Source organism: Candidatus Eremiobacteraceae bacterium, assembly GCA_035295225.1.
Taxonomy (GTDB): domain Bacteria; phylum Vulcanimicrobiota; class Vulcanimicrobiia; order Eremiobacterales; family Eremiobacteraceae; genus JABCYQ01.
The window spans coordinates 1-12,562 of sequence record DATGJI010000001.1; the positions used below are offsets into that span (position 1 = coordinate 1).

A 12,562-nucleotide genomic window follows, 5' to 3' on the forward strand; every position below is an offset into this window, starting at 1 on the left:
GGCCACGGCAACGCTCTCGAGTGCATCGGACGATCTGGCCGACGCCGTCAACCGCTCGCGTGCCGCCGTCTCCACAGCCGGGGATTCCGTGAAGCCGCTTGCCGATTTCCTCGCAGCGCTGAATCGGCTCGACACCACGTCCGGCGACATCTCGGCGAAGGATATGCCCGCCGTGCAAGCCGCGCTCGACAAAGCTCTTGCCGCTTGGGATGCAGCGAAGTCGATGGCGGACGACGCGTCCAACCGGATGTATGCAGCGCAATCGCGGCAACTCGCGGTGCGGCTCGACCTGCTCGATCTTTACTCGACGCAAGCGCGCTACGACGCGTACCGAAAAGCTCTGGAGTTTCGATTCCCGGGAATCGCGCAACCGGATTACGCGACCGCACAAGCGATGCACGTGACGGCCGGTGAGCTCGGACTCGCGTCGTGGTATGCGTTCGAAACGTCGTCCACGCCCCAGAGGGTCATCGCGCAGGCGCAAGCGCAGGGAGTTTCAGTCGCGGATCTCGCCGTTCGACAACATCTCTTCGGCGAGTCCATGGAAGTCGCTGAGGGTTTGCTGCTCCAAGACTACCTGGACGCACCTCAGCCCTTGCACACCTAAGGGCGCCGAAATCAAAACGATGCCTCCTTCGATTCGCGAACTTCGCTGATCGACCGCAGGTTGACATCGTCCCGTTGCTGCGCTAAGATGGCAAAAGTAGATTCCTCGTTAGGTGAGGCGTCTGCACGAAGACAAGCCGCTGCCCGGAAAGGTCGAGAGACCCCAATGGGCCACCAGGCACCGCCGAAATAAGGCGGTATCTAAGCCGGCTAAGTCACCCGGACTTTATGTCGTGCAGTGCCAAAACTCAACGCATGAGGAGCCGGTTCGAGAAAAACTGACGACCGGCGCACGCTTCATGACCGTTGGGCGCGAGGAGCGCACGCGGTCTTTTTGTTTGTGGGAAGGGCGTGAGCACGACCGTGGATGGCAGTGATAGTGAAAAACCATGTGACTATACGCTTGACGGAGTGATGTGCTATGACCCGATTTCTCAAATTCCAGACCGCACGCGCCTTGATCCGCGGCCTCGTCCGCGGCTACGATGCAGTGTTCACCCGGCGAGTGAAATTCGTCGAGCGGCTCTTCCTGCGCTGATTCGAACACGCATGAAGGTCTAGAACCATGCCCGACCGTCGGCTGCTGCCGCGAATCTTCAATCCGCTGATCTTCGGCCGGCACGGAGATGCGCCGCCGCCTGCGTCGTCGCCCACTCCCACGCCGGCGCGTCCGCGGCCGCGCATATGGCGTTCGATCGTCATGTTTCTCTCGGTTGTCGGGCCGGGCATCATCACGGCCAACGCCGACAACGACGTCGGCGGAATAACCACGTATTCGCTGGCGGGCGCGCAGTTCGGCTACGGTCAGCTCTGGATATTACTACCGGTGACGATAGCCCTCATCGTGGTGCAGGAGATGTGCGCGCGCATGGGCGCTGTGACCGGCAAAGGTCTTGCGGATCTGATCCGCGAGAACTTCGGCGCGCGCGTGACTTTCTGGGTGCTGTTGGTCTTCGTGCTCGGCGACCTAGGAAACACGGCTACCGAATTCGCGGGCGTGGCGTCCGCGGCGCCCATCTTTCAGACGTACGTGCCGCTGCTCTCGAAATTCGTGCTCGTGCCGCTGTCCGCGATATTCGTCTACACGCTCGTGGTGCGCGGCAATTACCGGTCGGTCGAAAAAGTCTTTCTCGTCTTCTGCTTGTTGTATCTCTCCTATGTCATCAGCGGCCTGCTCGTCCACCCGCCGTGGCATGAAGTGCTTGCGCAGACCGTCGTGCCGCATTTCACCGCGAGCAAAGCCTACGCTTTGATGGCGATCGGCGTCATCGGCACGACGATCTCCCCCTGGATGCAGTTCTATATCCAATCGGCGATCGTGGAGAAAGGCGTCAAGGCGCAGGACTATCGCTATTCGCGCATCGATGTCATCAGCGGCGCGATCTTCACCGATGTGATCGCGTTCTTCATCATCGTGGCGAGCGCGGCCACGATCTTCGTCCACAACCAGCACGCGGCCGCCGGCCAGATGATCACCATCAACGATGCGGGCGACGTCGCATCGGCTCTGGCGCCGCTCGCCGGGAAGTACGCATCGCTGCTCTTCGCGCTGGGCCTGCTCAACGCGGCGATATTCACGGCCTCGATCCTGCCGCTTTCGACCGCTTACTATGTCTGCGAGGCGTTTGGCTTCGAATCGGGAGTCCAGAAGCGGTTGACGGAAGCGCCGTTCTTCTACGGGTTCTATCTCGCGCTGATCGTGATCGGCGCAGGCGTCGTCATCCTTCCGGGCGCACCGCTGCTGGCGATAATCTTCTATTCGCAAGTGCTCAACGGGGCGCTGCTTCCGGTCGTGCTCATCTTGATGCTGCTTTTGATTAACAATAAGCGCCTCATGGGGAAATACACGAACAATTTTGTCTTCAATGCCATCGCATGGGCCACCGTGTTGATCGTCGGATTGCTGACGATCGTATCCACGGCTCAGCTAATATTCCCGTCCCTCGGATCCTGACGTCAGCTCGGGCCGACTGGCGTCGGCCCCTTCAAGGCGGCGTCGGCGAGGGCCGACTGGCGTCGGCCCCTTCAAGGGGACGTCGGCGAGGGCCGACTGGCGTCGGCCCCTTCAGGGAGACGCACCCCTTCAGGGAGACGCACGGTCACTTCCGCGCCGCCCGATGCGCGATTGGAAAGCGCAATCGTTCCGCCCGCCTGTTCGACGATCGTCCGAGCGATGGCGAGCCCGAGACCCGTGCCGGTGCGGCCTCGCGCGCTGTCGTCTCGCCAAAAACGCTGCGTGGCTTGTCGGAGCCCGTCGGGTGAAAAGCCCGGACCGTCATCGTGTACGCGGATGACGACTGACCCGTTCTCCAATGCCACCTTCACATCGACGCGTCCGCCGTTTGGCGCGAACTTGACCGCATTATCCAGCAGTACGACGGGAACTCGAGCCAACGCATCGCGGTCGCCCGTGACGATGCACGGATCTTTGACGTCGACATCGAGCGCGACGGATTTCGTCTGAGCCACGGGCGTGAGCCGCCTGGCCGCCGCTAGTGTCGACTCCGCGACGTCGACTTGCGCGATGTCGGCCGCGACACGTTCGTCTGCGCGGGCGACCGCGAGCAGATCGCCGATGAGCGTCCGAAGCCGCTCGGACTCGGTCGCAATCGCTTCGAGGGCCCGGCGATACTCCGGTCCGTCGCGCGGCTTACGAAGCGCGAGGTCCGCCTCGGCGCGGATCACGGAAAGCGGTGCGCGCAGTTCGTGCGACGCATCGGCTGTAAACCGCCGCTGGCGTTCGAACGCCGCCGCAAGGCGGTCGAGCATGCGGTCGAAGGTCGCACAGAGACGACCGAGTTCGTCGTCGGTTGGCGGCGCATGGAGACGCCGGCTGAGATCGTTGGCCTCGATGTCGGACGCGATGTCGGCCATCGCTGCAAGCGGCGCGAGTCCGCGCCGCGCTATGATGCCGCCGAAGATCGCGGCGAGCATGACGATCACCGGGATGGCGATGGCGAACGCGGTCGTTGCCGGTCGATCGATGTCTTCCAGCGTTTCGGCCGACCGCCACGCGAGCGCATAACCGAACGTCTTGCCATTGCGCTCGATCGGCGCGAGGGCGACGCGTATCGCGTCGCTCGATTTGCCGGACGGATTCAGGGTGGCGAGTGTGATGGAGCGTTCGTGGGTGCTCGTCAGCGCGAGCAGGCCAGCCGGTAGGGAAGCAACGTTGGTGACGACCACATGGCCGCCGGCGGCGATGATGGCGCCGTCGAGCTTCGTGCCGAGCACCTGCGTGAGCGGCCGTCGGCCCTGCACGTCTACCGCAATCCCCTTCGGTCCGGCATCCGTGATCGCCACGAGACCCCGAGTCGCTTCCCGCAAGCTTTGGTCCACTCCGATCTTGAACATGCGGTCGATCAAGACATCGGAGAGCGCAGCGAAGAGAACGAGACCCGCGACCAGCGCAATCGTGTAGGTGAGCGTCAGACGCGTGCGCAGGCCGCTACGTTGCATCAGAGGTTTCTTCCGGGCCGAAGCGATAGCCCGCGCCGCGAACGGTGTGGATGAGTTCTGTTCCGCCGGCGACCGCGAGCTTGGCGCGCAGACGGCGGACGTAGACCTCGATCAAGTTTGAGACGGTCTCGCGGTCGCGCTCCCAGAGCGCGTTTTCGAGCATCGGCCGGGTGATGAGCAGGCCGGCGTTGCGCATGAGGTATTCGAGAAAGGCGGTTTCGCGCGCCGTCAATGGAATCTGCTTGCCACCGCGCGTCACGCGGCGCGTTCCGAGATCCATGGTGAGATCGCCGACGTGCAGGTCCTGTCGCGGGCGCGCCGGTTCGCGCCTGACGAGGGAGCGAAGACGTGCCTCGAGCTCGCGGAAGACAAACGGTTTGCGGACGAAGTCGTCGGCACCGGCGTCGAGTCCAAGAACCGTGTCGTCGACCGTGTCGCGGGCGGTCAGCATGAGTATCGGCGTCGAATTCCCGGCATGACGAAGGCCGCGTGCCACGGCGAACCCGTCCTTACTGGGCAGCATGCAGTCCAAGATAATCACGTCATACGATCCGCCGAGCGCGGCAAACTCTCCGCGCGCTCCATCCCCTTCAACATCTACGACGTGGCCGCTCTCGGCCAGGCCCCGCCGGAGGACGTCGGCGAGCCGAGCATCATCTTCGACAACGAGAACCTTCACCGATACTCCTTAGGAGCGATCAGTCGCCGGCAGCTGCGGTCGAGGCCTGCGCATGTTCGCGCGCTTGGCGGGCTAACCCGATCGCAAGCGCGACGGCGGAGCAGCAAAGAGAAGCAAGACCGCTCCAACCGGGTCCGAATTTTCCTAAGACAGACGTGGATATCGGAGGCATGACGATGCCGGAGACGTTGTCGAGCGATGAACCCACACCGAGAATCACGCCGCGCTGGTCATCCGGAATCGCGTTCGTGAGCAGCGAGTTGAGTCCGGGCCGAGACAGCGCCATGCCAATGGCGAAGAAGACCATGGTAGGCAGCATCGTCGGCAGGCTATGGATGAGCGGCACACACGCGAAGCCGGCGACCGAGCATGCGATGCCGATATTGGAGCACACGCGGTCGCTCGTCCGATCGGATATCTGGCCTACGACGAAGAGTTGAAGCAACACGCTGAACGCGCCGAAACCGGAGAAGACGTAGCTCGCTTGCCACGGTGTGAAGCCGAGCGCCTCTTTGAACATAAGCGAATAGATCGCGAACCAGCCGTAGAGCGCGAGCGAATACGCCCACATCTGCCACAGAATCGGAGCGATGCGCTTGTCGGCAAGCGAATGGCCGACATCGGCGAGCGTCGAGATGGCTTGCGTCTTGTCGCGTTGTCGTGACTCCGGCAACATAAAGATGGTGAGCAGCAGCGTCACGAATTGAAGCGCCGCGGCCGCGAGAAACGGCGCAGCGAAACCGGCCGCCGCCCCATGCGACACCGTGAAGCTCTTCATCAGGAACCCGCCGAACGCCGGTCCAAAGACGATGCCCGCGCTGAAGGCGGCCTGCACATACGCGAACGCGCGCGTCCGCTGTCTTGGTTCCACGAGATCGGCCACGTACGAATTCGTGACGCTGATGTTCCCTCCCGAGACGCCCTCCACGATCCGTGCGACGAAGACCCAGAAGATATTTCCAGCAAAGGCGAGCATCGCCCAGCCGATCGTCGCGCCCACCTGACTCACGATCAAAACGCTCTTGCGTCCGATCTTATCGCTGACGCGGCCCCAGATCGGGCCGGCCACGAGCTGGCAGCCCGCGAAGGTCGAGAAGAGAAAGCCGACGACGACATCCGACGCCCCGAAATGCGTGATGAAATACGGCAGAATCGGCAGGATGATGCTGAAGCCGAGTATGTCGACAAATGTGACGCCCAGGATGGGCAAGAGGCGAGAGAAGAGCTGCATGGCGCGCACGGGCGGTTCGGCGGCGAACGCCGTCCGACCTAGTGAGACTTCGCCAGGTGCCAACCGCCGCAGAATTCGCAACCATACTCCGACATCGGCGGAGTGTCCGGATATGCACTGCGCAGATACGATGCGTGGCTTCGCGCCGCTCCAGGATTGGAGAATCGTTTCTTGTCCGTGCAACTACGGCGTTCGTGATCGAGTCCGCGAAATACCGGCTTGTCGGCGCGCGGTCGCTTTTTCATCGTACCGTCTGCGTTCAAGGCACGGACGCCGGGCTCCCCGCACGGAGGAGGCTGCTCCGTTGAACGAGCAAAAGCCGAGAGACACGTCGGATTGGAGTCACTATGCCGGAAGACACGCACGGACAGCCCGCTCGCCGGTCGCACGAGCGCGTGCATCTCGGCGGAACCGACGTCGCCTGGACGTTTGAGCCGATATACAACTCGCCGTCCGAGTGGAACATCACCGCGCGCTGGATGGACTACGACCCCGCGCATTCGCCCGAATACGACGTGCTCGACATCATGCTCATCGCCGACGAAGTTCGTTGGCGTGCAAGCGAGCTGATCGCGCTCCTTTTTTCGAAGTCGAGGACATTGGATCACGTAAGGCGCGCGCTCACGCTGTGCGATTGCATGGCGGAGATAGGACGCGCGCTCTCGCCGCCGCGCTATGTCACGGCAGGCCGTCTGAAAAGCCCGTCGGACGAGACGCTGCGCGATTGCGAGCGCATCAAGTCCACGGCCGAGCGTGTGAACCGAACGCTCCGGCACGCGACGACGGTGCAGGGCGTTATCGACGACCGCACGGCTCAAGACTTGATCCCCGTGTTAAGTGAGCTCGGCGAATCGGCGCGCACGCTCTATATGCGGTGGTATGGCGAAGCCGGCTACGGAAGATGATCATGAGGGCCGGCGTGAAGCCGGCCCCGCAGCTTTCCTCCGAGCCGTTTCGCTCGCGGTATGCCTGACGCTCTGCGCGCCGATACCGAGCTCGTCGAACGCAACGCCCGCGACAACCGCCGGACCATTGCTGCCTGGGGACCAGATTCTTGGTCTTTTCCGTACGCTTCAGGACGACTTCTTCACCGAAGCAGACGGCACGACGTACGTCCAAACGGGCGACATCCCGGCGATGTGGCTCCGCGATTCAGCGGGTCAGGCGCGGCCGTACGTGCGTTTTATTCCGTTCTCGCCGCATCTCGACCGCTCGATCCGCGGTGTGATAGCTCGCGATGCGAAGAACATCCTCACGGATTCGCGCGCCAATGCGTTCACCGCCGGCTATAAGATCTGGGAAGAGAAGTGGGAGGTCGACTCGCTCGCATACCCGATTCGGCTGGCGTGGCTGTACTGGCGAACCACGGCGGATCGGCAGATATTCACGCAGCGGCTGCATTGGGCGCTCGACCATTCGTTGCAGACGTTCGAGTGCGAGCAGAAGCACGCCACGTGCTCGACGTATCGAACGCGATTTTTGGAGAACAACGGCGCCGGAGCGCCCTATGCTTACACTGGTATGATCTGGGGCGCGTTCCGCCCGTCAGACGATCCAGTGCGCTACCCCTACAACATCCCACAGGAAGCTTTTGCAGCTAACGCTCTCGATGATCTCGCACAGCTCGAGATGATCGGTTACCGAGACAGCGGTGCCGCTAAGCGGGCGAGCACACTCGCGGCGCAAGTGCGGTCCGGGATCGAGCGCTACGGCGAGGTGTTCGACATGCGGTACGGCCGCATCTACGCCTACGAAGTAGACGGGCTCGGCGGCTACGAGCTGATGGACGATGCGAATGTGCCGAGTCTGCTCTCGCTTCCTTATATAGATGAAATATTTAGCGGCGACGGCACGTATCGCGGGACTCGCGAGTGGGTCTTATCGCGCGCCAATCCATACTACTACTCAGGTCGTTTCGCCGCAGGCGAGGGGAGCCCGCACACACCGACCGGTTGGATTTGGCCGATGGGCCTCGTCGTGCAAGCGCTCACCGCGACCGATGCCAGCGAAGTGCGCAGGATGCTCGCCGAGATCGACGCTACGAGGAATTCCGATGGCGCGCTCTCCGAGAGCGTGAACCCGAACGATCCGTCGCAATTCACGCGCGCGTCGTTCGGCTGGGTCAATGCGCTCGATGCGGAACTTCGATTTCGTACTTTCGGTGGATTCGAACCACAGCCGGGTAGCGAGCCGACGCCCGTCTTGAACTCCCCGGTCGCCCAGTGGCAGTATGCGGCTCAAGTGATGCGCGCGGCCGAATTGCTGCCGATGGATCGTTAGCGTCTGTCTACGAAGGGGGCGTGCTCTTCTGATTCCACCGGTGCTCGGTTTCACCCAAGCCTGCGTTGATCCAGCGCGCCCAGACGAACAATGCGTCGGAAAGCCGATTGATGAATATCAGCGCGTCCGACGAGACGTTCTCCGATTTCGCAAGCCCGGCCATGAGCCGTTCGGCGCGGCGGCAGACGGTGCGCGCCTGATGCAAGAAGGCGCCCGGCCACGACCCGCCCGGAAGGATGAAATTGGTGAGCGGTTCGAGCTCGTCTTGTGCCCCGTCAATCGCGCGTTCGAGGCTCGCGATGTCCGCGGCCGATACGGTCGGAGCATCTGCGCGCCGGTCTGCCGGGAGCGTCGCGAGATCGCTGCCGAGATTGAATAAAAGGTCTTGCACCCATGCGAGCCATGTATCCAGCACGCGAACGCGTTCAACGCGTGCCGGTTCGTCTTTCAGTGCGCGGCGCGCAAGCCCGATGACGGTGGAACACTCATCCACCGCGCCGAAGCATTCGATGCGCCCGGATGATTTGTGGACGCGTTGCCCCCCGACAAGTCCCGTCGTGCCATCATCGCCCGTGCGCGTATAGATCCGCGCTGGCTTTGGCATGGGCTAGGAGATGCGGCCTTCGCGCGCGTCGAGCAGATCGGCCCAGCCTTTGACCTTCGGCTGGATGTGCGGTGGCAATTCGCCCCTGCGTATCGCGAAACGCGCGCGGTCCTCGTCGTCATCGCCGTCGCTCTGGAACCCCGCTGTGAAGGCTTTGATCTCTGCGGGTGAAGGATTGCGCCCGTGCGCCTGGACCCATGCGAGCACTGCAGCATCATCGGGCGAGTTGCGAACGGCTTCGAGAAAATCTGCTGAACTGACGCCGAGAAAATCGAGCAGATCTTTGTCGAACGAGCTCTTGTCGCCATAGACGTATTCGCCGATCGTCCCGGCTATCAAAGCGCGTGCCTTGTCGATCGTGCGCGGCAGCATGGCGATGCCGCCGAGCAGATCGTTTGGACTGCGCGGAATTCCCGTGATCAGGTCCATATCAGGTGATCCGTCCTTCATCAAAATCGAGTTTATCGACCCAGGATCGTATGCGAGCGCGCAGCGGCGGCGGCACGTTCTTCTCCGTCCACTTGTCCAACTGAGCTCGGCCGTCGTCCGAATCGACGCCGTCGCGCTCGAGCGTTTCGAGCAGCCGTTCGTCGTCGCGCTCCGCCACTGTGCGGGCGTTGGCATGCAGCCAGCGCAATACGGCTGCATCGTCCGGCGACCGCCGCACGCCGTCGAGGAACGACTCGGCATCGACGCCGAGCGTCTCAAACAGATACATATCGAAGTCGCTTGACTCACCGTACTTGTATTCGCCAAGCGTGCCCGCGATGGCGGCGCGGGCCTTGTCGATGGTACGCGGCAGCATCGGAATTCCGCCCAGGCGCTCCCGCGGGCTTCGCGGATACGATTTCGTCAGGTCCATGCTGTTGGTTTTGAGGCCAGGCGACGATTGCCCCTCTACGGCAATCGTGCCGGATCGGATCGTTTGAACGTCATCAGCGGATGAGCCCGAGTTCACGGCCGACTCCTTCGAATGCGGCGAGGGCCTTCTCCAGATCGGCGCGCGAAAGCGACGAACTCATCTGCACGCGGATGCGTGCAGAGCCCTCCGGCACGACCGGGAAGCCGAAGCCTGTGACGAACACGCCTTGTTTCAGAAGCATGTCGCTCATCTTGATCGCAAATGCCGTCTCGCCGACGATGATCGGGATGATCGCGCTCGGGCCGTCGAGCGGTTTGAAGCCGATCCTTGCAAGCCCCTCGCGAAAGAATGCGACGTTCTCGCGTTGACGCGCAAGAAGTTCCGGATGTTCTTCGAGTTCCTCGATCGCCGCGAGTGCGCTGCAAGCGACCGTCGCCGGCAACGCGTTGGAGAACAGTTGCGGGCGCGACTTTTGGACGAGCGTCTCGATCAACGCGGTCGACCCGGCGACGAAACCGCCCGCGGCTCCGCCCAGCGCCTTGCCGAGCGTGCCCGTGATGATGTCGACTTGGCCGGTCAGTCCGAAGTGTTCGATCGTGCCGCGGCCCGTGGCGCCCATGACACCGGTGCCGTGGCTGTCGTCGACGATCGTCACGCCGTTGTAGCGTTTCGCGAGTGCGACGAGCTCCGGCAGCTTGGCCAGATCCCCCTCCATCGAAAAAACACCATCGGTGACGATGAATTTTGTCATATCGGGGGCAAGCGATGCAAGCTTGGCTTCGAGGTCCGCCATATCGGAGTGCTTATAGCGCAACCGCTGCGCTTGCGTCGCCATACGACAACCGTCGATGATCGACGCGTGGTTGAGCTCATCGGAGATGACCGCCGTGCCCTCGAGTCCGATCGTGGGGATAAGGCCCGTATTTGCAGCCCAGCACGAGACATACGTGATCGCGCTCTCGGTACCGAGAAACGACGCGATCTTTTCTTCGAGCCGCGAGTGGATATCGAGCGTGCCGCAGATGAACCGGACGCTGGCCGTCCCTGCGCCATACTTATGCAGACCTTCGACGCCCGCCGCGACGACGCGCGGATTGGCGGCAAGCCCGAGATAGTTGTTGCTCGAGAGCACGATCGCGTCCCCGGCCTCCACCATGTTGACGTGCGCCGACATCGGCGTCGTGATATGGCGCAGCGACTTGAACGTTCCGGCGGCGCGCAACGCATCGAGATCGGTTTTCAATTTGCGGTCGTAGGTCTGATTCATCGGTTCCTCATGCGTCTGCGATGTTCATGACGATCTTCGCGGCCTTGCCCTCTTTGAGCAGGTCGAAGCATTCTGCATACTGCTCGAACGGCAAGACATGCGTGATGATCTTGGTCAGGTCGATGCGTCCGGCGACGACCATCGCTTGCGTCTGATACCAGGTCTCGAACATGTTTCGGCCGTTGATGCCGAGGACGGTGAGACCTTTGAAGATGATGTGTTCGGCGAGGTTGAGACTGACATTATCCGAAGGCAAACCGAGAAGCGCCGCGCGGCCGCCGTTTCGCACCGTGCTCAAGCCGAGGTTGATCGCAGCGCCGCTTCCACTCATCTCGAGCAGGACGTCGGCTCCGTCGCCGTTGGTCAGGGCAAGGATCTTCTCGCGAACGTCCTTGTCGCGAGCATCGAAGACGTCGTCGGCGCCGAGTGATTTTGCGAGTTCGAGCTTTTGGGGATTGAGATCGACGGCGATAACTTTTGCGGCGCCCGCCGCGCGCGCGACCGGAATGGCCATCAAGCCGATGGAGCCGACGCCCGTGATGACGACTGACTTCGCGCTGACCCCGGCAGCCATGACCGTGTGCACCGCATTGCCGAGCGGATCGAAGACGGCGGCCCACTCATCGGGAACCGCCGGATCGAGCTTCCAGACATTGTGCGCCGGCATGGAGATGTGGTCGGCAAAGCAGCCGTCGCGATCCACTCCGATGATCTGCACGTGCTCGCAGATATATTCTTGACCAGTGCGGCACAAAAGACACGTGCCGCACGAGATGTGCCCTTCGGCTGAAACGCGATCGCCTGGTTTGACGCTCTGCACCGCGTTTCCGACTTCTTCGACGATGCCCATGAATTCGTGGCCGACGATCAGCGGCGGCTTGATGCGCCCTTGCGACCACTTATCCCAAGACCAGATATGATAGTCGGTACCGCAGATGCCGGCTTTGCGAACGCGGATCAGAACATCGGATGGGCCGATGGTCGGGATCGGCGCCGATACGATTTCCATGCCCGGTCCGGGTCGCTGCTTCATGAGCGCTCGCATACTTTTCGTCGGTCCCATACGCCAATCTACGACCAGCAGTCTGGTCTCGCCTGTGAAGCGCGCGGTGCGTGCGCCATGGCGGGCAGGTTCCCGACAGCGTAATCCCAAACATCGGTAAAGCCCTCCAAAGCGCCATACAACGGCGCCGATCGGCAGCTAGAGGTTTCAAAGCTATTTTGAAACGTCGATTTTCTGCTTTGATCTATACGACCATCTTCGTATGCGCCGCCGTCGTTGCTGCTTGCGGCGGAGGTGGCGGCACGATTCCGTCGGCGCCTTCCAGCACGACGTTTGCGAAGCCCACGGTTGACGCGACAATCGCACGTGCTTCGGTCGCCGTTGCCATTACCATCGATACGGTCGCATCTCCAAAACCGATGCGTTTGCGTTCGAACCTTTTGGTGTTCCTTTCGCTCGGCAAACAGAGCTTCAACGTGCTTCTATCGGCAGATGCCGCTGGCTGTGGCACGCTCGGCCACGGCCGGACTATCGAATGCTTAACGACGTTGCCGATTGGCGCGGAACGCGT

At 62.2% G+C, this 12,562-nt stretch carries 14 protein-coding genes and 1 riboswitch; of the genes, 4 read left to right on the plus strand and 10 right to left on the minus strand.

From position 1 onward, the window contains the following. Positions 1 to 607: hypothetical protein (locus VKT51_00005; GenBank protein ID HLJ82538.1), on the plus strand; the 607-nt coding region annotated here is incomplete at its 5' end. A gap of 97 nt (positions 608 to 704) precedes the next feature. Then, positions 705 to 873: riboswitch (M-box (ykoK) riboswitch) on the plus strand. A 298-nt stretch (positions 874 to 1,171) separates the two neighbouring features. Further along, a complete protein-coding gene (locus VKT51_00010) occupies positions 1,172 to 2,560 on the plus strand; it encodes an Nramp family divalent metal transporter (protein HLJ82539.1) in 1,389 nt (462 codons plus the stop codon). Positions 2,561 to 2,631: 71 nt separating this feature from the next. Here the strand turns inward: VKT51_00010 and VKT51_00015 are convergent, their stop codons facing one another. From VKT51_00015 to VKT51_00030, 4 genes are read right to left on the minus strand one after another with little or no spacing between them, the layout of a single operon-like run. Further along, entirely contained in the window at positions 2,632 to 4,065 is a 1,434-nt protein-coding gene (locus tag VKT51_00015) for an ATP-binding protein (GenBank protein ID HLJ82540.1), read from the minus strand. Beyond that, positions 4,055 to 4,744 (minus strand): response regulator transcription factor, encoded by a 690-nt coding sequence (locus tag VKT51_00020; protein HLJ82541.1) that lies wholly within the window; start codon positions 4,742 to 4,744, stop codon positions 4,055 to 4,057. Before VKT51_00020 ends, VKT51_00015 begins: the two co-directional genes overlap by 11 nt. 19 nt (positions 4,745 to 4,763) lie before the next feature. Then, complete coding sequence (locus VKT51_00025) at positions 4,764 to 5,975, minus strand: MFS transporter (protein HLJ82542.1); 1,212 nt, start codon at positions 5,973 to 5,975, stop codon at positions 4,764 to 4,766. Positions 5,976 to 6,013: 38 nt separating this feature from the next. Then, on the minus strand, positions 6,014 to 6,220 hold the full coding sequence (locus VKT51_00030) for a hypothetical protein (GenBank protein HLJ82543.1): 207 nt from the start codon (positions 6,218 to 6,220) through the stop codon (positions 6,014 to 6,016). Positions 6,221 to 6,322: 102 nt separating this feature from the next. On the opposite strand from VKT51_00030, the gene VKT51_00035 reads away from it, so the two are divergent. Both VKT51_00035 and VKT51_00040 read left to right on the plus strand, forming a co-directional pair. Further along, positions 6,323 to 6,880: a hypothetical protein gene (locus tag VKT51_00035; protein ID HLJ82544.1), complete on the plus strand. Its 558-nt coding sequence runs from the start codon at positions 6,323 to 6,325 to the stop codon at positions 6,878 to 6,880. Further along, positions 6,855 to 8,255: a glycoside hydrolase family 125 protein gene (locus VKT51_00040; GenBank protein ID HLJ82545.1), complete on the plus strand. Its 1,401-nt coding sequence runs from the start codon at positions 6,855 to 6,857 to the stop codon at positions 8,253 to 8,255. The genes VKT51_00035 and VKT51_00040 overlap by 26 nt, the downstream gene beginning before the upstream one ends. A 7-nt stretch (positions 8,256 to 8,262) precedes the next feature. On the opposite strand, the gene VKT51_00045 is transcribed toward VKT51_00040, so the two are convergent. The 6 genes from VKT51_00045 to VKT51_00070 all read right to left on the minus strand — a co-directional run bounded on the left by VKT51_00045 (position 8,263) and on the right by VKT51_00070 (position 12,379). Next, positions 8,263 to 8,859: a cob(I)yrinic acid a,c-diamide adenosyltransferase gene (locus tag VKT51_00045; GenBank protein HLJ82546.1), complete on the minus strand. Its 597-nt coding sequence runs from the start codon at positions 8,857 to 8,859 to the stop codon at positions 8,263 to 8,265. 3 nt (positions 8,860 to 8,862) lie between these two features. After that, positions 8,863 to 9,288, minus strand: a complete 426-nt coding sequence (locus VKT51_00050) for a DUF5069 domain-containing protein (protein ID HLJ82547.1) — start codon at positions 9,286 to 9,288, stop codon at positions 8,863 to 8,865. A 1-nt stretch (position 9,289) separates the two neighbouring features. Then, the gene (locus VKT51_00055; protein ID HLJ82548.1) at positions 9,290 to 9,721 is read right to left on the minus strand and encodes a DUF5069 domain-containing protein; all 432 of its coding nucleotides are present in this window, start codon (positions 9,719 to 9,721) and stop codon (positions 9,290 to 9,292) included. A 73-nt stretch (positions 9,722 to 9,794) separates the two neighbouring features. Further along, positions 9,795 to 10,988 carry a glycine C-acetyltransferase gene (locus VKT51_00060; GenBank protein ID HLJ82549.1) on the minus strand — a complete coding sequence of 398 codons (1,194 nt, stop codon included), beginning with the start codon at positions 10,986 to 10,988 and terminating at the stop codon, positions 9,795 to 9,797. Positions 10,989 to 10,995: 7 nt separating this feature from the next. After that, the gene (tdh, locus tag VKT51_00065) at positions 10,996 to 12,021 is read right to left on the minus strand and encodes an L-threonine 3-dehydrogenase (GenBank protein ID HLJ82550.1); all 1,026 of its coding nucleotides are present in this window, start codon (positions 12,019 to 12,021) and stop codon (positions 10,996 to 10,998) included. A gap of 214 nt (positions 12,022 to 12,235) precedes the next feature. Further along, positions 12,236 to 12,379: a hypothetical protein gene (locus VKT51_00070; GenBank protein ID HLJ82551.1), complete on the minus strand. Its 144-nt coding sequence runs from the start codon at positions 12,377 to 12,379 to the stop codon at positions 12,236 to 12,238. Positions 12,380 to 12,562 lie beyond the last annotated feature (183 nt).